Annotated in this window: 16 protein-coding genes; 3 read left to right on the top strand and 13 right to left on the bottom strand. The window is 65.7% G+C overall.

From position 1 onward, the window contains the following. Positions 1-75: 75 nt before the first annotated feature. A complete protein-coding gene (locus tag QTI66_RS03665) occupies positions 76-936 on the top strand; it encodes a hypothetical protein (protein ID WP_286557558.1) in 861 nt (286 codons plus the stop codon). After that, a complete protein-coding gene (locus QTI66_RS03660; protein WP_286557557.1) occupies positions 933-1,829 on the top strand; it encodes a RibD family protein in 897 nt (298 codons plus the stop codon). The genes QTI66_RS03665 and QTI66_RS03660 overlap by 4 nt, the downstream gene beginning before the upstream one ends. A 39-nt stretch (positions 1,830-1,868) precedes the next feature. Here the strand turns inward: QTI66_RS03660 and QTI66_RS03655 are convergent, their stop codons facing one another. From QTI66_RS03655 to QTI66_RS03595, 13 genes are all read right to left on the bottom strand, one after another. Continuing rightward, on the bottom strand, positions 1,869-2,360 hold the full coding sequence (locus tag QTI66_RS03655) for a heme-degrading domain-containing protein (RefSeq protein ID WP_286557556.1): 492 nt from the start codon (positions 2,358-2,360) through the stop codon (positions 1,869-1,871). Then, positions 2,357-3,526, bottom strand: coding sequence for a dihydrodipicolinate synthase family protein (locus QTI66_RS03650; RefSeq protein WP_286557555.1), 1,170 nt, complete (start codon positions 3,524-3,526; stop codon positions 2,357-2,359). The genes QTI66_RS03655 and QTI66_RS03650 overlap by 4 nt, the downstream gene beginning before the upstream one ends. Positions 3,527-3,556: 30 nt before the next feature. After that, the gene (locus QTI66_RS03645; RefSeq protein WP_286557554.1) at positions 3,557-5,173 is read right to left on the bottom strand and encodes a GMC family oxidoreductase; all 1,617 of its coding nucleotides are present in this window, start codon (positions 5,171-5,173) and stop codon (positions 3,557-3,559) included. Next, a complete protein-coding gene (locus QTI66_RS03640) occupies positions 5,170-5,937 on the bottom strand; it encodes a 3-ketoacyl-ACP reductase (RefSeq protein WP_286557553.1) in 768 nt (255 codons plus the stop codon). The genes QTI66_RS03645 and QTI66_RS03640 overlap by 4 nt, the downstream gene beginning before the upstream one ends. Further along, positions 5,934-7,454 (bottom strand): GMC oxidoreductase, encoded by a 1,521-nt coding sequence (locus tag QTI66_RS03635; protein ID WP_286557552.1) that lies wholly within the window; start codon positions 7,452-7,454, stop codon positions 5,934-5,936. The genes QTI66_RS03640 and QTI66_RS03635 overlap by 4 nt, the downstream gene beginning before the upstream one ends. Positions 7,455-7,459: 5 nt before the next feature. Further along, a complete protein-coding gene (locus QTI66_RS03630; protein ID WP_286557551.1) occupies positions 7,460-8,572 on the bottom strand; it encodes an ABC transporter ATP-binding protein in 1,113 nt (370 codons plus the stop codon). A gap of 160 nt (positions 8,573-8,732) precedes the next feature. Further along, complete coding sequence (locus QTI66_RS03625) at positions 8,733-9,590, bottom strand: carbohydrate ABC transporter permease (protein WP_286557804.1); 858 nt, start codon at positions 9,588-9,590, stop codon at positions 8,733-8,735. 43 nt (positions 9,591-9,633) lie between these two features. After that, complete coding sequence (locus QTI66_RS03620; protein WP_286557550.1) at positions 9,634-10,500, bottom strand: carbohydrate ABC transporter permease; 867 nt, start codon at positions 10,498-10,500, stop codon at positions 9,634-9,636. 60 nt (positions 10,501-10,560) lie between these two features. Further along, complete coding sequence (locus QTI66_RS03615) at positions 10,561-11,805, bottom strand: ABC transporter substrate-binding protein (protein WP_286557549.1); 1,245 nt, start codon at positions 11,803-11,805, stop codon at positions 10,561-10,563. Between the two features lie 44 nt (positions 11,806-11,849). Further along, positions 11,850-13,358 (bottom strand): aldehyde dehydrogenase family protein, encoded by a 1,509-nt coding sequence (locus QTI66_RS03610; protein WP_286557548.1) that lies wholly within the window; start codon positions 13,356-13,358, stop codon positions 11,850-11,852. Positions 13,359-13,380: 22 nt separating this feature from the next. Beyond that, positions 13,381-14,160 carry an enoyl-CoA hydratase/isomerase family protein gene (locus QTI66_RS03605; RefSeq protein ID WP_286557547.1) on the bottom strand — a complete coding sequence of 260 codons (780 nt, stop codon included), beginning with the start codon at positions 14,158-14,160 and terminating at the stop codon, positions 13,381-13,383. Then, a complete protein-coding gene (locus QTI66_RS03600) occupies positions 14,153-15,748 on the bottom strand; it encodes an acyl CoA:acetate/3-ketoacid CoA transferase (protein ID WP_286557546.1) in 1,596 nt (531 codons plus the stop codon). Before QTI66_RS03600 ends, QTI66_RS03605 begins: the two co-directional genes overlap by 8 nt. An 8-nt stretch (positions 15,749-15,756) precedes the next feature. Next, entirely contained in the window at positions 15,757-16,779 is a 1,023-nt protein-coding gene (locus tag QTI66_RS03595) for a Gfo/Idh/MocA family protein (protein ID WP_286557545.1), read from the bottom strand. A gap of 109 nt (positions 16,780-16,888) precedes the next feature. Here QTI66_RS03595 and QTI66_RS03590 point away from each other — a divergent pair, with 109 nt between their 5' ends. Then, entirely contained in the window at positions 16,889-17,902 is a 1,014-nt protein-coding gene (locus QTI66_RS03590; RefSeq protein ID WP_286557544.1) for a LacI family DNA-binding transcriptional regulator, read from the top strand. Positions 17,903-18,067 lie beyond the last annotated feature (165 nt).

The following is an 18,067-nucleotide window of genomic DNA, read 5'->3' as shown; positions in this document are numbered from 1 at the left end:
CAGTTATTTGTGGGGCAGCACACTTGGTAAGCCCGACATTGACGAAACGCCCTGCGCGCAGGCATAACCGGAGCAATGGATTTCCACCACCCACTGTTCCAGAGCCTGGCGCTGCCCTTGGGCCTCGCCTTGGCGGCGGTGGGTTTCCTGCGCAACGCGCTCGGCCCGGAGCGCGGTCCGCGCTGGGCGGCGTCCGGCCTGGCGTTGGCGCTTGTCGTCACGGTGAGCTGGACGCTGGGCTGGCGCTGGCCCCCAGGCGCGTTCACGGAGAAGCTGCCCTGGCTCTATGCGGCGGCTTCCATCATCGGGGTGGGTCTTGAGGCCTGGGGCGCCAACCGGCGCTCGCAGTGGCTGGTGGCCAGCCTCGCGTGGACGGTGGCGCTGCTGGCGCTGGGCCCGGCTTCGCTGCTGCTCAAGCTTGCGTCGTGGCTGGCGGGCATGACGGTGATCTGCGCGGTGCTCAACGAGGCGCCGCAGCGCGCTGACGCGGCCGCCGTGCTGGTGGTGGCCAGCCTGGGGCTGGCGGCGCTGGCGATGATGTCCGGCTCGGCACTGCTCTTCGAGTTGAACCTCGCGCTGGGCGCGGCCGTCGGCGGCGTCGCGCTGTGGCTCTGGCCCGTGACGCGCATCGTCTTCGGGCCGGGCGGCGCCGTGACGGCGGTGCTGGTGTGGCTGGCGCTGGCGCAGGGGACGGCCTTGCTGACGCCGGTTCATCCCGGCGCATTGCTGCTGCTGGTCGCAGCGTTTGCAGCGGGGCCGTTCGTGCGCGCGGTGAGCGGCGGCGGCGAAGGGCGGCGGCCGTGGGTGACCACGCTCATCGTGGCCGCCGTGGCCGCGCTGTGGGTGGTGGCTGCGCTGCTGTTCGCCCAATTCGGCGGCACGGGCGCTGCGCCTACATCGACAACGGACGATCCGTACTACAAGCCCAAGTGGTGAATGACCGCCTGCCGCTCCCCCACATGATCCCGGCCTTGTCCGCCGGGGCGGGCATCGACGCGCTGTGGTCGCTGTGCCTGGACATCGTGCAGCGCCGTCGCAACGGGGGCGTGGGGCAGGGCGGGCCGGCAGTGCCCGGTGTGGCAGGCTTTGAACTGGGCGAAGGCTGGAGCGCGGAGGCCGTCGAGTTGTTCTCGCTCATCAAGCCCATCCTGGACCGCAGCGCCGGCAGCCCTGCGTGGGTCGTCGGGCAACTGGGCCAAAGCCTCAACGGTTGCATTGCCACGCGCGGCGGCGACGCCAACTACGTGAACGGGGCAGAGGTCCTGCAGCACCTGCACCGCCTGCGCGCCCTGTGCGACGCCGTCATCGTGGGCACCGACACGGCCGCCATCGACAACCCGCAGCTCACCACGCGCCACGTGGCGGGAGACAACCCGGTGCGCGTATTGCTGGATCCGCGTTTGCGGCTGCCACCCACGCTGCGCGCACTGTCTGACCGCCGCGCGCGCACGCTGCTGGTTTGCGATGCAACGCGGCAGCACGAGGCCGCCGAGCGCGTCGGCAAGGACCAGACGCTGGGCGTTCCCGGCCTGGTGGATGTCGAGGGCAACATGAACCTGCGCGCCTTGCTGGTGGCGTTGCAAGCACGCGGCTTGCGCGTGATCTTTGTCGAAGGCGGCGGCGTGACCGTATCGCGCTTCATCGAACAGGGGTGCATGGATCGGCTGCACCTGAGCGTCGCGCCCGTGGTCATCGGCGAGGGGCGCCCGGGGCTCATGCTGGCGCAGAACGTGTCGATGGCGGAGTGCCTGCGACCGTCGAGTCGGGTCTACCGCATGGGGGCGGATGTGATGTGGGATCTGGACTTGCGCGGTTCTGGCGCCGCTTAGCAAGTCTCGAAGCAACGGCTCCCGGCGCCAGTAACGCTTTCACGCCAAGGTGACTTCGTCCGGCGGCACGTCACACAGTTCTGCCAACACGCGAACCACGATGTTGTGATCTTCGCGTTGCGGCGCGCCGGAAACAGTGACCGCCCCAACGCAGCTCCCGTCGCTCAGTCGAATGGGAAAGCTTCCTCCGTGAACCGCATGGTCGCGCGCTGGAAGCCCCATCTGCTGCTCGAGCGAGCGGCCCTCGAGTTCGAGCGACATGCCGACGGCATACGAGCTTCTGTGAAGGAGTTCGACGGTGTTGCGCTTCCGGCGCGCCCAATCGGCATTGCCCGGGTTGGTGCCCGGCATCGCAAAGAAAAAGACGGTCTCACGCGCCAGCCGGATCTCGATCGCCATCGGCGTGCCGAGCGCCTCGCAGCGCGACCGGAGCCGCGTTCCCAACTCCCATGCCAAAGCGTTGTCGAATTGAACGAAGCGCAGCCGTTGCTCCTGCAAGGCCATGCGCTCCAGGTCGCGTTCGATGCTCATGACGTAAGCCCGCAGGCAACCGACAGATAGCGCTGCATGCGCAAGGTGGCGAGTTCCGGATCGGTGAGCACGCCACAGCCATCGGCCAGCTCGAATAGCTTGGCGAAATGCGCTGCGCCGCGCGCCGACTGCAGGCCGCCGGCCATCGAGAAGTGGTCCTGATGGCCGTTGAGCCAGGCCAGAAACACGACGCCGGCCTTGTAGTGGCGCGTCGGCGCACGAAAGATCTCGCGCGAGAGCGTCACGGTCGGGTCCAGCAGTTCGCGAAAGCGCCCGGTGCGGCCCGCGGCCAGTTCGCCGAGCGCGACGGCGGCCACCGGTGCAATGGGGTCGAAGATGCCCAGCAGGCCGTGCGAGTGGCCGTGTTCGTCGCCGGCCATCAGCTCGGCGTAGTTGAAGTCGTCGCCCGTGTACATCTTCACGCCGTCGGGCAGGCGGCGGCGCAGGTCAAGCTCCCATTTCGCATCGAGCAGGGAGACCTTGATGCCCTCGACCCGCGAGGCGTTTTCGCGCACCAGCTTCGCGACCGTGTCGAGTGCGGTCGGAATGTCCGTGGATCCCCAGTAGCCGCGCAGTGCAGGGTCGAACATCTCGCCAAGCCAGTGGAGCACGACGGGCTTCGAAGCATCCTTGAGCAAGCGACCGTAGAGCGCCAGGTAGTCGTCGGGGCTGCGTGCGCAGCGCACGAGCGCCCGGCTGGCCATCAGGATGGCGCGACCGCCTTCGGCCTCAACGACTTCGAGTTGCGCACGGTACGCGGCCTCGACCTGCGCAATGGTCACGTCAGGGCCTGGCAACAGTTGGTCGGTTCCGACGCCGCAGGCGAGGTCCGCGCCCGGAATGGTCCGGGCATGGCGCAGGCTGCGCTGGATCAGTTCGCGCGCGACAGGCCAGTCCACGCCCATTCCTCGCTGCGCCGTGTCCATGGCTTCGGCCACCTTGAAGCCGAGCGACCACAGGTGCTCGCGAAAAGCGAGTGTGCGTTCCCAGTCGATGGCGGGCGACGCGTCCCACGGGTCCACCGTTGCCAGTGGATTCACGACCACGTGGGCCGCGGCAAAGACGGTGCGATTGAACTTTGCCGGCGCGCCGCGAGGAACGATCGGCTGGGCCTTCGGCACGTAGGTCTTGAGCGTGCCATCGGCTTGGGGCAGGGTGATTTGCATGGGGATTCTCCTGGCGATGAAGGGGGCGCGTCAGATGCGCCCGAGGATGTGGTCGGCCGCCTTCTCGGCGACCATGATGGTGGGCGCATTGGTGTTGCACGAGGGAACGCGTGGCATGACGGAGGCATCGACGACACGCAGGCCTTGCATGCCGATCACGCGCAGGTCCGGCGTCACGACGCTGTCCGGATGGCTGGCGGGGCCCATGCGGCATGTGCCGACAGGGTGATGGTCGGTCTTGGCATTGGCGCAGGCGTAGTCGAACAATTCCTGATCGGTCTCCAGCCGCGTGCCCGGAAGCACCTCGGTCTGCACGTAGCGCCGCATGGCGGGCTGCCTGAAGATCTCGCGCGCCAGGCGCAAGCCCTTGATCGACATCTCACGGTCGTGCGGATCCGACCAGTAGTTGGGATCGAGCAGCGGCTTGTCCCCAGGGTCTTTGCTCGCAAGCCGCACCGTGCCGCGCGACTTCGGGCGCAGATAGGCGGTGTTCAAGGTGACGCCGGCGTTGTTCAGTTTCGCCATGCCTGCCTCGATGCCGGAGCCGAGGCCGAGGTGGAACTGGATGTCCGGCGAGCGCGCATTCGCCTTCGGATCGGCGTACCAGAAGCCGCCCGTCTCGAAAAGGCTCGAGGCGACCGGCCCCGTCTTGAGCATCAGGTACTGAAGCCCCGCCATCGCGGCATGCTGCGGCTTGTTGTACTTGTCGTAGGTGTGGTCGCCGGTGCACTCCGCGATCACGAACAGATCCAGATGGTCCTGCAGGTTGCTCCCCACGCCCGGCAGGTCGTGCGTCACGGCCACGCCCACCGAACGCAGGTGTTCTGCCGGGCCGATGCCGGACTGCATCAGCAGCTTGGGTGAACCGATCGCGCCGGAGGACACGATCACCTCGCGGTCCGCACGGATCACGCGCGGCGTTGCGTTGTCGGCACTGACGACTTCCACGCCCACGGCACGCCCGTTTTCCACGATCACGCGCAGCACGCGTGCGTTCATCATCACCTGCAGGTTGGGTCGGGCGCGCACCTGCTTGTTCAGGAAGCCGGTGGAGGTGGACGATCGGCGCGCATTGAGCTGCGTGAGCTGGTAATAGCCGAGGCCGTCCTGCTTCGCTCCGTTGAAGTCGGCGTTGAAGGGAATGCCGAGTTCCTGCCCGGCCTGGAAATAGGCTTCGCAGATCGGCAGCGGGCTGATCGGGTTGGACACACCGAGCGGTCCGCCATAAGCGTGGAATTCGTTGGCAAAGCGCTGGTTGTTTTCCGAGCGCTTGAAGTAGGGCAGCACGTCGCGATAGGACCAGCCGGTGGCGCCTTCCTCGCTGGCCCATTCATCGTAGTCCGCAGCGGCGCCGCGCGTGTAGAGCTGCGCGTTGATGGAGGAGCCGCCACCGATCACCTTGGCCTGCGTGAAACGCAGCACGCGGTCCTTCAGGTGCTTCTGTGGCACTGTCTGAAAGCCCCACGATCCGATGCCCCGCGTCATCTTCGCGAAGCCCGCCGGCATGTGGAAGAAGGGGTGCCTGTCGGGGCCGCCCGCTTCGAGCAAGAGCACCTTCACCGAGGCATCGGCGCTCAGGCGGTTCGCCAGCACGCAGCCCGCCGAGCCGCCGCCGGTGATGATGTAGTCGTAGCTTTCGGTTTTCATAGCGTTGGAATGGAAAGGGCGCCGTCCACGTGGATGACGCTGCCCGTTGAGAAACCCAGCTCGCCACCCGCCAGGGCCGCCACGGCGCGCGCCACGTCCTCGGGGTAGCCCCAGCGACCCATCGGCACCAGGCCGTCGGCGATGCGTTGCTCGTACTTGCCGGCGACGCCCTCGGTCATCGGCGTTCGGATCACGCCGGGCCGAACCTCGAACACACCGATGCCCAGCGGCGCCAGTCGCAGCGCGAACAGCTTCGTGAGCATGCCGAGCCCCGACTTGGAAACGCAGTACTCGCCGCGCTCGATCGACGCCATCTCGACGCTGACGGATGAGACGGTGACGATGGCGCGCGCGCGCTCGGACGGCGTGGCCGCCATGTGCCGGGCCACGGCCTGCGTGAAAAAGAAGGTGCCGCGCAGGTTCACGTCGAGCACGCGGTCGAAGGTTGCGGGCGTCACGTCGAGCAGGTCACCGCGGCTCGGCGCCGGAATGCCGGCGTTGTTGACCAGGCAGGCGATGGGGCCGTGCCATTCGACGATGCGCTCGACGACGGCCGCGTGCTGCTCGACGTGCCCCAGGTCGGACTCGAACAGCTTGCAGCGCGCGCCGTGCGCTTCGATGGCGGCCAGCGTGGGTTCGGCGCCCGCGGCGTCGATGTCGGTCAACGCAATGTCGAAGCCGCGCGAGGCGAGTTCGATCGCAATGCCGGCACCGATGCCGCGTCGGGCACCCGTCACCAGTGCCAGGGGTCGGGACGTGTTCATTGAAGTACTTCCGTGCGAAGGTGATGGCCGACGCGCAGCGCCTGCGCCGCGATGGTCAATGCCGGGTTGACGGCGGCCGAGGAGGGGAAGAAGCTGGCATCGACCACGTAGAGGTTGTCGTGGTCCCAGGCCTTGCAGAAGGGATCGAGCGCCGAAGTCGCCGGGTCATTGCCGAAGCGCACCGTGCCGCATTGATGCGAGGGCGTGTCCATGGTGAAAGGCTTGGTCAGCACGATCGGGTAGCCCGTGCGCCGGATGATGCGCGCCGCCTTGCGCACCCATTGGCGATGCGCGTTCATGTTGGTGCGGTGCCAGCGCAGGTCGATGCTGCCGTCGCTGTTGAGGCGAACGGTGCTGTCGCGGTGAGGTAAATCCTCGGACATGACGTACCAGTCGACGCTGTGTTCGGCCACCCATTGGCGGAGCCGGCGCGGCGTCCAAGCGGGCATTGCGCCGCGCAGGATCGGCTCGCTCAGCTTGCCCAGCAATTGCAGGTTGCCCAGCGGCGGACCTTCGCCCTTTCGGTCGGCGTCGCCGAAGTAGTAGTCGTTGAGCGACAGCGTCTTGGGAAACTTCGTGTCGTTGCGCTTCGTGGGATGCAGGGCCATCAGGCCGGTGCAGTTGTGGTTCATGAAGTGGCGCCCGACCACGTCGCTGGAATTGGCGAGACCTTGGGGATTCCGGGCGTCGGCGGAACGCAGCAGCAGGGCGGCCGAGTTGACGGCCCCCGCGCTGAGAACGAACAGGCTGGCATGGATGCGCGTCTTCACGCCGCGCTCGTTGACGTCGGCGGCCACGATGCGCCGGCCTGTGTCGTCCGTGATCAGCCGCTCGACCATGATCTCGGTGCGCAACTCCACGTTGGGTTGCCTCAGTGCCGGTCGAACCAGGCACATCTCGGCATCGCCCTTGGCGTCGATCTGGCAGGGGAAGGCGTCGCAGGTGCCGCAGCGCCGGCACAGGCCCCCGTAATCGACGGCCGAGGGCATGGGAAACGGCTTCAGGCCTTGGGCCTTCAGCCGCGCAGCAATCTGCGCCAGCACAGGCTCATGCGGGATGGGGTCATGCGCGTACGGCGCGCTGCGCGGCGGCTCCGTCGGATCGATTCCGGCCTGCCCACGCACGCCGAACAGTTGCTCCGCCTGCGCGTACCAAGGCTCCAGGTCGCCGTAGCCGATGGGCCACGCAGGCGTGATGCCGTCTTCCAGATCGTGCGCCTCGAAGTCGCGCTCGCGAAAGCGGAACATCGCGGTGCCGTAGAACTTGGTGTGGCCGCCGACGAAGTAGTACTGGCCAGGACGGAATTTGCGGTCACCGTTCGTCCACGTCTCCGTGCTGCGATAGCGCAGATCGACAAAGACCGATTCAGGATCCCAGTTCTGCGGTTCCCGCGGCAACACCGGGCCGCGCTCCAGGATCAACACGCGCGCCCCCGTGCCCGCCAGCTGCCGGGCCACGGCGCCACCGCCGACACCGGAGCCGATGATCACCACGTCGTACGCGCGCATTGCGGTCATGGCGTTTACGCGATCAGCGTTTCGCTCTTGGCGTCGAAGCACACCAGCTTCGACAGATCGACCAGGAAGCGTGCGTTCTGCTCCGGCTTCAGCGGTGCGTCGGGTTCGAGGCGAACGGTGAATTCGCTGCCGCCCAGGTTCAGCACGACCAGCGTGTCAGCGCCCGTCGGCTCGATGACTTCGACCCTGGCATCGACGAAGCATTGCATCGGCCCGGCCACCATGCCGTCTCGCGCAAGGCTCACCGCTTCGGCGCGGATACCGGCAATGACTTCCTGGCCGGCGCAGGCCTGAAGTGTGGAAGACATGGAAGACGGCAGCGGGATGCTGACGCGCGGGCTCTGACCAGACTGAATCTCCAGGCTCTGCGCGCCGCCTGCGACTTTCGCCTTGATGAGATTCATGCGAGGCGAGCCCATGAAGCTGGCGACAAAGGTGTTGGCCGGACGGTTGTAGACCTCGTACGGCGTGCCGAGTTGCTGGAGCACGCCGCCTTTCATGACGGCGATCCGCGTCGCCAGCGTCATGGCCTCGATCTGGTCGTGCGTCACGTAGACGATGGTTGCCTTCAGCCGCTGATGCAGCTTCTTGATCTCGGTGCGCATGTCCACACGCAGTTGTGCGTCAAGGTTCGAGAGCGGTTCGTCGAAGAGGTAGAGCTGGGGTTCGCGCGCAAGTGCGCGGCCAATCGCAACGCGCTGGCGCTGGCCGCCGGAAAGCTGGCGTGGCTTGCGGTCCAGCAGATGCTCGATCTGCAACAGTTTCGAGACCGACTTGACCCGTTCGGCACGCTTGGACTTCTCGACCTTGCGCATCTCCAGCGGAAACTCGATGTTCCGTGCGACCGTCATGTTCGGGTACAGCGCATAAGACTGGAACACCATCGAGATGTTGCGCTCGGCAGGCGCCACATTGGTGATGTCGCGGCCTTGCAGGTTGAGCGTGCCGGCGGTCGGCTCTTCAAGCCCCGCGATGATGTTCATCAAGGTGCTCTTGCCGCAACCGGAGGGGCCCACCAGGACGAGGAACTCGCCGTCCTTCAGGCCGATGGAAATGTCGTGCAGGATCTTGACGGGGCCGAAGCTCTTTTGCACGTTGACGAGGTCGAGGGATGCCATGCTTATCTCCTTGGGGAAGCGTCGCTCAGGACGCAAGTGATCTGAAGGTTTTCGCGGGGAACACCGCGGAACCGGCTTTGCCGGGCCGCTGGTGTTGCCCCCGGTGAGGGGGTTGGAGGAGCGACACGAAGTGCGCGGATCCTGGGGGAGGTCAACATGACTAGCCTTTGACGGAACCCGCCATCAAGCCGCGAACGAAATATTTGCCGGACACGAGGTACACGACCAGCGTCGGAATGGCGGCGATGAACGCGCCAGCGAAGTGAACGTTGTATTCCTTGACGCCGGTGCTGCTGTTGACCAGGTTGTTCAGCGCCACCGTGAGCGGGTACGAACTGAAGTCGCTGAACGAAGCGCCGAACAGGAACTCGTTCCAGATGTTGGTGAACTGCCAGATCACCGTCACCACGATAATCGGCGTGCTGTTGGGCAGCAGGATGCGGCCCATCACACCGAAGAAGCCGGCGCCGTCCATGCGGGCCGAGCGGATCAGCTCCGTCGGAAAGGCCGCGTAGTAGTTGCGGAAGAACAGGGTCGTGAAGCCGATGCCGTACACCGTGTTCACGAAGATCAGGCCCTTCACCGTGCCTGCCAGCCCCAGGAAGCCGAGCGTCTTGGCCATCGGAATCAGCACGATCTGGAAGGGGATGAACACCGAGAACAACATCGCCGCAAACATCAGGTTCGCACCCCTGAACCTGAACTGCGTGAGGATGTAGCCGTTCAGCGCACCGATCAACGTGGAAAGCACCACCGACGGAATCACCAGCAGGAACGAGTTGATGAAGAAGGGCTTCAGGCCTGTGGGCTGCACTCCTATCTGCGCCGTGCTCCAGGCGCTCAGCCAGGGCGCAATCGTCCAGTCGATGGGCAGCGCCATCATGTTGCCGGTGCGGATTTCGTCGAGCGGCTTGAAGGAGTTCACCGCCATCACGTAGACCGGCATCAGGAAGGCCACGGCGAACACGAGCAAGACCGCGTAGAGCGCAATGCGTGCGATGTCCAGCCTGGGCGCGATGCCGCTGGCGCCGTGCACGTGGGCAACGGCATGAGTGGTTGCATTAGCCATTTTTGACCTTCCGCATTTCACTGAAGAGGTAAGGAAGCACCACGGCACCGATCGCGACCAGCATCAGCACCGAACTGGCGGCACCGACAGCCATCTCGTTGCGGGTGAAGGTGTACTGGTACATGAACACCGAGGGCAGCCAGGTCGAGCGGCCGGGGCCGCCATTGGTCAGCGCGATGACCAGGTCATAGGACTTGATTGCCATGTGCGCCAGGATCACGAAAGCCGAGACGAAGACCGGCCCCAGTTGCGGCAAGATGATCCGCAGGTAGATCTGCCAGGTCTTGGCGCCATCGACCTTGGCCGCGTTGACCTGCTCCGTGTCCACGCCGCGCAGCCCTGCCAGGAACATCGCCATCACGAAGCCGCTGGTCTGCCAGACGGCCGCGATGACGACGCAATAGATGGCCATCTCGCTGTCCTTGATCCAGGTGAAGGAGAAGCTTTCCCAGCCCAGCAGGTGGATCGTGCGCTCCAGCCCCACGCCCGGGTCGAGCAACCATTTCCAGGCCGTGCCGGTGACGATGAAAGACAGCGCCATCGGGTACAGGAAGATCGAGCGGAAGGCGCTTTCAGAACGGATCTTCTGGTCGATCAGGATCGCAAGCCCCAAGCCCATGATCATCGCGATGACGATGTACAGGCTTGCGAAGGTCGCGAGGTTGCCGATCGACACCTGCCAGTTGTCCAGTCCGAGCAGGCGCGTGTAGTTGGCTGTGCCCGCCAGTTCGAACGACGGCAGCATCGTCGACGTCGTGAAGGACAGGTAGATCGTGAACATGATGTAGCCGTACACGCACACCAGCACGAGAAACACGCTGGGGCTGAATAGCAGCTTGGGTAGGTAACCGGATTTCATGGCGGGCTCCGCTGGTCGGGCGGCTTTCGCCACCCGTGGTTCAAGGGACGATCAGGCCGCTCAGTTCCTGGCGGCCGACACCAGTTCGGCGACAGCTTTCTTGTCGTCGATCTGGCCGTTGAAGTGACGCGTGATCACGTCGTAGAAGGAACTCTTCATCGAGGCAGGCACCGCGTGGCCGTGGGCAATGGAGCCGACCAGCGTGTTGTTCTTGCTGGCTTCCGCCACGTCCTTGATGGCCTTCTTGCCGCATTCGTCGAAGGCTGCATCGGCCACATCGGTGCGCGCCGGCGCTGCGCCCTTGATCACGTTGAAGGACGACTGGAAAGCCGGGTCCATCACGTCGGCAGCCATCTTCATCTGCGCCGCCGTCTTGGCCGGGTCGCTCAGCTTGAACATGGCGAAGTTGTCGGTGTTGAAGGATGCCGTGCCCTGCGTGCCCGGGAAGCGATAGCAGTTGAAGTCCTTGCCCGGCACCTTCTTCGCATTGACGAACTCGCCCTTGGCCCAATCGCCCATGATCTGGAAGCCGGCCTTGCCGCTGATGACCAGGCCCGAGGCGACGTTCCAGTCGCGGCCCGAGAAGTCCTTGTCGACCAGCTTGCGGATCTGCGACATGCGCTGGAAGACCTTCAGGGTGGTCGGCGAGTTCAGCGTTTTCACGTCGAGGTCGATGAAGGCCTTCTTGTAGTAGTCCACGCCGCCGGTGGAAAGCACGACGCTGTCGAAGATGGTCGCGTCCTGCCATGGCTGGCCGCCGTGTGCGATGGCAATGAAGCCGGCCTTTTGCACCTTCTCGGCGCTGGCGATGAACTCGTCGAAGTCCTTGGGCTCGCTGGTGACGCCGGCCTTGGCCAGCACGTCCTTGTTGGCCCAGATCCAGTTGGTGGTGTGCAGGTTCACCGGCACGGCAATCCACTTGCCGTTGTACTTGGAGAACTTCTGCAGCGCCGGGGGCACCACCTTGTCCCAGCCGCCCTTGGCCGCCAGGTCGTTCAGGTCGGCGAGCACGCCTTGCTTCGCCCAGTCCTGGACGTCGAAGCCGAGCAGTTGCACGGCCGTCGGCGGGTTGCCGGACGTGACGCGTGCGCGCACGGCCGTCATGGCGGCTTCGCCGCCGCCGCCGGCCACGGGCATGTCGTTCCATGTCACGCCTTGCTTCTCGAGCGTTTGCTTGAGGACGTTGAGGGCCGAGGCTTCGCCGCCGGACGTCCACCAATGGAGGACCTCCACGCTTTGTTGCTGGGCGAGGGCGGGGACCGCGACGGATGCGGCAATCGCGAGGCTGATGAGCTGCTTCTTCATGGTTGTCTCCAGAGGTGGGGGGTGAGGGTTGGGGTAGGGGGGAATCAGCGCGGCAGGTACCAGTCGGTGCGCGCGCCGATGTGCATGTGCAGGGTCTTGGTCTCGGTGTAGTCCTCGGTCGCGAAGCGGCCGAGTTCGCGGCCGATGCCGCTTTCGTGGTAGCCGCCGAAAGGCAGTTCGGCGTGGCCTTCGAGGAAGGTGTTGACCCAGACCGTGCCGGCCTTGATGCGGCGCGCGGCACTGAGGCAGGTGCTGAAGTCCTGGCTCCACACGGCGGCTGACAGGCCATAGAGCGTGCTGTTGGCGAGTTCGACGGCTTCGTCGAGGTCCTTGAAGGTCAGCACCGCGAGCACCGGGCCAAAGACTTCTTCTTTCGCAATCGCCATGTCGCGGGTCACGCCGGTGACGACGGTGGGCTCGACGTACATGCCGGTCGTGTCGATGCGCGAGCCGCCCAGCGCCACGGTTGCGCCGCCTTGGCGTGCACCCTCGATGTGCGAGAGGATCGTGTCGAGTTGCTTGTCGGTCGTGATGGCGCCGACCTGCACGCCGGCCGCCAGCGGATCGCCGACCTTCACGAGCTTCGAACGCTCGACGACTGCCGCGGTGAAGCGCTCGGCAATCGATTCGTGCACCAGGATCCGGCTGCCGCTGTTGCAGCACTGGCCGGCGTTGAAGTAGATGCCGAACACGGCGGCGTCGACGGCTGCCTCCCAGTCGCAGTCCGCAAAGATGATCTGCGGGTTCTTGCCGCCCAGCTCCATCGAGACCTTCTTCAAGGTCTGCGCCGACTTGGCGACCGCCTCCTTGCCGATGCCGGTGGAGCCCGTGAAAGACAGCATGTCCACGTCCGGATGCGTCACCAGCACATCGCCCACCACGCTGCCGCGACCGACCAGGATGTTCACGACGCCATCCGGAATGCCGGCCTCGATGAGGATCTCGCCGAGCATCACGGTGGTGCCGGACGTCACCTCGGCGGGCTTCACGACGGCGGTGCATCCGGCAGCCAGGGCAAAGGGCAGCTTCTGGCTGACGATGAGGAAGGGAAAGTTCCAGGGCGTGATCACGCTGACGACGCCGATCGGGTCGCGCAGCACGACGCCCAGCGTCTTCTCGCCCAGGGTGTTGTAGCTGTCGCCGTGCAGGTTGCGTGCAAGCGTTGCGGCGTAGTGCCACAGGTCGGCGGCGCCTTCGATCTCGGCGAGCGACTGGGCGAGCGGCTTGCCGTTCTCCAGCGTTTCCATCAGCGCAAACTCGTGCTTGCGGGCCAGGATGCCTTCGGCCACGGCGCGCAGGATGCGGGCGCGTTCGGCGCCCTTCATGTGCGGCCAGGGGCCTTTGTCGAATGCCTTGCGCGCCGCGGCAATCGCCGCTTCTGCGTCGGCGACGCCGGCCTTCGCGTAGATGGCAACGAGCTTGTCGTGTGCGGGAGACTTGCGCTCCAGCGTGCAGCCGTCGGCCGCATCGACCCAGGCGCCGTTGATCAGCAGCTTGCCCATGAAGGGTTCGCGGGTGAGGGCGTCGGCGGGGGAGAGTTCAGTGGTGCTCATGTGTTGTCCAAGGAAATAGGTTTCAGTGGCCCAGGTAGCTGGGAGCCCGCTTCTCGCGGAAGCTGCGGATGCCTTCCGCGGCGTCTTGCGTCGTGGCGGCTAACGCGCCGGCCATGGCTTCGAGGGTCGCGGCCGTGTCTTCGCCCGCAGCGGCGTTGATGAGTTGCTTGGTCAGTTGCAACGAGACCGGCGCCTTGGCCGACATCTCGCGCGCCAATGCGGTCACGCGGTGCCTGAGTTCCGACGCCGACACGACTTCGTGGACCAGTCCCGAATTCAGTGCATCCGAAGCCGACAGGCGTGTGCCGCTGAGCGCCAGATACTTGGCGCGGCTGGCACCCACCAACTGCACCAGTCGCTGCGTGCCCGACCAGCCGGGGCAGGTGGCGATGGAAGCCTCTGGCAGTGCGAACTGAGCGCTGTCGACGGCGATCCGGATGTCGCCCGTGATCGCCAGTTCCAGCCCGCCACCGAACGCATGGCCGTTGATGGCCGTGATGACCGGCTGGCGCAGTCGCGCCCACTGGTCGAACACCTGGTGGCCGCGGCGAACCCAGCGGCGCCACATGTCCAGCGGCTGCAGTGCTGCCCATTCGTTGATGTCGGCGCCCACGCAGAAGGCCTTCTCACCGCCGCCGAGAAGAATGACGATGCGCACGTCGCTGGCGGCGTCCAGTTCGCGTGCTGCCAGTTCAAGTTGATCCAGCATGACCGGCGTCAGTGAGTTGAGTTTGGCCGGGCGGTTCAGCGTGACCGTGGCCACGGCGCCGTCGCGCTCGAGTTGAATCAGCGACTCAGCCACGACGCACCTCCCCGGCCTTGAGCTTCAGGCCGAAGGGCGCATCGCGAAACAGCGCGGCGTCCATCAGGCGAAGGTCCTCGGCCACGCGCAGCGGAATCTCCGCCTGGTCGAGCACGTCGCGCTGCAGGTCGATGCCCGGCGCGATCTCGCGCACGACCAGTGCATCGTCTTCGAGGTCGATGACGCAGCGCTCTGTCACGTAGGTCACGCGCTGGCCGCGCTGGCGCCCGATCACGCCGCTGAAGGTGATGTGCTCGGCCGACTTGACGAACTTCTTCGTCTTGCCTTCCTTGAGGATCGTGAGCTTGCCGTCGGCCACTTCGAGCCTGGCGCCCGCCGTGAAGAAGCCCGAGAACACGATGCGCCGTGCATGCGCCGTGATGTCGACGAAGCCGCCGCAGCCCGCCGTCAGGTAGGGCTTGGCGCCCAGCTTGGAGACGTTGACGCTGCCGTTGCCGTCGACCTGCAGGAAGGACAGCAAGGTCACGTCGAAGCCGCCGCCCTGGAAGTAGGTGAACTGGTTCGGCGAGGCCATGATGGCGTCCGCGTTCGATGCGCATCCGAAGGCAAAGCCGAGCAGTGGCATGCCGCCGACGGCACCTTGCTCGATCGCCCAGGTCACTTCGCCGTGCAGGCCTTCTTCGAGCAGCACGCGCGGCACGTTGGCCGAGATGCCAAAGCCGAGATTCACGGCATGGCCGTGCGCCAGCTCCATCGCGGCGCGGCGCGAGATCACCTTTTCGGGGCCCCAGGCTTGCGCTTCGAAGGTTGCAAACGGCTGCGCGATCTCGCCGCTGATGGCCGGGTCGTACGGCGTTTGCGTGGTTTGCCACTGGTCGGGATCGACCACGATGTAGTCCACCAGGTTGCAGGGCACGTGCACGTCGTGCGGACGCAGGCTGCCTTGCTTGACCACGCGCTTGACCTGGGCGATGACGATGCCGCCGTTGTTGCGCGCGGCCAGTGCCTGGTCCAGCCCGCCCAGCAAGGCACCTTCGTGCTCGTAGGTCAGGTTGCCGTGTTCGTCGGCGGTCGTGGCGCGGATGATCGCGACCTGCGGCACGATGGCCGGGAAGTAGAGCCATTCCTGTCCGTCGAAAGTCTCCTTGCGCACCACCGGCTTGGCGGCCGCCGCGTCGTTCATCGCGCAGCCCTGCAGGTCCGGGTCGACAAAGGTGCCGAGGCCGACCTTGGTCAGCACGCCGGGACGCTTTGCAGCCGCGTCGCGGTGCATGTCGTAGAGGATGCCGCTGGGGATGTTGTAGGCCTCGATCTGGTTGTCCACGACCATGTGCCAGATGGCCGGCATCGGCAGGGAAGAGGGACCGCTCGGGTACGACCCGGCCAGCACGCGGGACAAGAGGCCCGGCTTGGCGATGTGGTCGATGCCCTTGATGCCGTACATGTCGCCGGCGGCAATGGGGTTCAGCGTGGTCAGGTTGCGGGGCTGGCCTTCGTTGTCGAAGCGTGCGCCGAGGGCCGCCAGCACCTTGTCGGGACAACCGAGACCGCTGGAAGAACTGATGCTCACGACATCGCCAGAGCGCACCAATCCCGCCGCCTGCTCGGCGGTGATCACTTTTTTCATGGAATTTCCTAAGCTTGAGGTGGGGCCACGCGGACGGATGTGCCCGTGCGGCAGGCTTCGGCAATGGCCAAAGCGGTGGCGAGCGAACGCACGCCGTCGAGTGCAGTCGCAGAGGGTTGGCCCTGGCCGCGGAGTGCGGCGCAGAACTGGGCCACGCCGCGTGCGTACAGGCTTTCGTGCTCGACGGTGACGGTGCGCTCGCCCTGTGCGTCGCGCAGGATGACTTCGCCGACGGGCTTCTGCGTCATCACGTTGCGGCCGATGACCGAGCCCTTGTCGCCGTGGATCTCGATGCCCGTTCCGGCATAGGGAACCGTGAAGGCATCGTGCAACTGGGCGACGACGCCGTTGTCGAACTTGAGCACGGCCATCGCGCCGTCTTCGAGCCCTTCGCGGGCCAGTGACGCGGATTGCGCGATGCCGACGGCTTCAACGGGCTCGGCGCCGAGGATGAAGCGCAGGGTGTCTGCGTCGTGGACCGCGATGTCCAGGATGACGCCACCGCCCGCCTGCGGCTTGTCGATGCGCCATCCTTGCAGATGCGGCGGCAGGTAGACGGCGTGGAACACGCGGGCGAAGAGGGGACGGCCGATGGCGCCACCTTGCACCAGTTCGCGAATCTTGCGGTGCGTGGCCGCGTTGCGCAGGTGGTGGTTCGTCGCCATCACCACGCCGGCCTCGGCGCAGGCTTGCACCATCTGCTGCGCATCGGCGAGGTTCAGGGCCAGCGGCTTTTCGCACAGCACGTGCTTGCCGGCTGCGGCCGCGGCGATCACCTGGTCGCGGTGCAGTTCGTTGGTCGTGCTGATGTAGACCGCCTGCACGGCCGGATCTGCGAGCAGCTTGTCAACGGAGTCGTAGCCGGTGGCGATCTGGTTCTTTGCGGCAAAGGCCTTTGCACGTTCCGCGCTGCTGCTTGCGACAGCCACGACTTCGTGCCCCTGCTGTGCGCGGATCGCTTCGATCATGTATTCCGAAGCAATGGTGCTGGCCCCGATCAGGCCCCATCCGATGACTGGATTGTTTCCCACGCTGTCTCCTTTGCGGCTACATTTATTGGAACGGTTGAATGAATTATTGGAACGTTCCAGTAAAAGATCAAGCGCTTTTATTTAAGTGCGGGAAAACACCTAGAAAACGATGAGCAAGTCCAATTCGACAAAGGCAGTCACCATCCTCGACGTCGCTGCGGCGGCCGAGGTTTCCAAGTCGACGGTGTCGCTGGTTCTCAAGAACAGCCCGCTGATTCCGGCGGAGACGGCCGAGCGCGTACGCGAGGCCGCGCGCAAGCTGGGTTATGTCTACAACAGCCGGGCGGGTGAACTGCGTGGGCGTACGTCCAAGACCATCGGCGTGATCGTCAACGACCTCACCAACCCGTTTTTTGCGGAGATCCTGGTGGGCGTCGAGCGCAAGCTGGTGGAGGCGGGCTACATCGTGTTGATGGCGCACACGAACGAGGATGTCGAACGCCAGGACCAGGTCTTGCGCACGATGCGCGAGCAGGGCGCGGCGGGGCTGGTGCTGTGTCCGGCGTATGGCACGCCGCGCACGCTGCCCAAGGAAGTGGAGGCCTGGGGCATGCCGCTGGTGGTGATGATCCGTACGCTTGGTCCCGGCAAGTACGACTTTGCGGGGGCCGACAACGAACGCGGAATCTATGCGGCGACCCGGCATCTGCTTGAGGCAGGACACACGCGCATCGGTTTTCTTGGCGGCCGCACGGGTGTCGTGCTGGAACAGCGCCTGAAAGGGTTCAGGGCGGCGCTGGCTGAACACCAACTCGCCTTTGATGAAGACTTGCTGGTGCCGGCGCAACCGACGCGCAAGGGCGGCTACGACACCATGAGCGCGCTACTGGACAAGAAGCCGCAACCAACGGCGGCCGTTTGCTACAACGATGTGGTCGCGTTCGGCGCGCTGTCCGCCTTGGGAGAGCGAGGCATGCACGCGGGGCAGGACTTCGCGGTGATGGGCTTCGACAATGTGCAGGACGCGGCGCATTCGAATCCTCCACTGAGCACCATCGACATTCGGCCCGGGGAGTTGGGCGAGCATGCGGCGGCGATTCTGCTGGATCGCATCCAGGAGCCCGGGCGTGCGCGGCAGACGTTTTTGGTGGAGCCGCGGTTGGTGCTCCGGCAGTCGGGGTAGCTTGGGGCTGCCTGCGATGCGGCGCGGGCACGGGGATGCTCGGGGCGCAGCACGCCGATACCTTCAACTCAGCGAGTTCGCTGGCCGCGTGGTGTGCCGCTGCACTCACTGCTGCCGGTTGCGCGGCGCAGTTGCGCCCTTGCGCTCGCGCGCCATTTTTCCGCA

This window comes from Variovorax brevis (assembly GCF_030317105.1).
GTDB lineage: Bacteria > Pseudomonadota > Gammaproteobacteria > Burkholderiales > Burkholderiaceae_C > Variovorax > Variovorax brevis.
The sequence above is the reverse complement of the archived record's forward strand: the minus strand, read 5'-3'. Positions and strand labels throughout refer to the sequence as shown.

Excerpts from the sequence above, each read along its gene's own strand:
- QTI66_RS03665 (WP_286557558.1), top strand. The coding sequence starts at position 76 with ATGGATTTCCACCACCCACTGTTCCAGAGCCTGGCGCTGCCCTTGGGC.
- QTI66_RS03655 (WP_286557556.1), bottom strand. The coding sequence starts at position 2,360 with ATGAGCATCGAACGCGACCTGGAGCGCATGGCCTTGCAGGAGCAACGG.
- QTI66_RS03650 (WP_286557555.1), bottom strand. The coding sequence starts at position 3,526 with ATGCAAATCACCCTGCCCCAAGCCGATGGCACGCTCAAGACCTACGTG.
- QTI66_RS03645 (WP_286557554.1), bottom strand. The coding sequence starts at position 5,173 with ATGAAAACCGAAAGCTACGACTACATCATCACCGGCGGCGGCTCGGCG.
- QTI66_RS03640 (WP_286557553.1), bottom strand. The coding sequence starts at position 5,937 with ATGAACACGTCCCGACCCCTGGCACTGGTGACGGGTGCCCGACGCGGC.
- QTI66_RS03635 (WP_286557552.1), bottom strand. The coding sequence starts at position 7,454 with ATGACCGCAATGCGCGCGTACGACGTGGTGATCATCGGCTCCGGTGTC.
- QTI66_RS03630 (WP_286557551.1), bottom strand. The coding sequence starts at position 8,572 with ATGGCATCCCTCGACCTCGTCAACGTGCAAAAGAGCTTCGGCCCCGTC.
- QTI66_RS03620 (WP_286557550.1), bottom strand. The coding sequence starts at position 10,500 with ATGAAATCCGGTTACCTACCCAAGCTGCTATTCAGCCCCAGCGTGTTT.
- QTI66_RS03615 (WP_286557549.1), bottom strand. The coding sequence starts at position 11,805 with ATGAAGAAGCAGCTCATCAGCCTCGCGATTGCCGCATCCGTCGCGGTC.
- QTI66_RS03610 (WP_286557548.1), bottom strand. The coding sequence starts at position 13,358 with ATGAGCACCACTGAACTCTCCCCCGCCGACGCCCTCACCCGCGAACCC.
- QTI66_RS03600 (WP_286557546.1), bottom strand. The coding sequence starts at position 15,748 with ATGAAAAAAGTGATCACCGCCGAGCAGGCGGCGGGATTGGTGCGCTCT.
- QTI66_RS03590 (WP_286557544.1), top strand. The coding sequence starts at position 16,889 with ATGAGCAAGTCCAATTCGACAAAGGCAGTCACCATCCTCGACGTCGCT.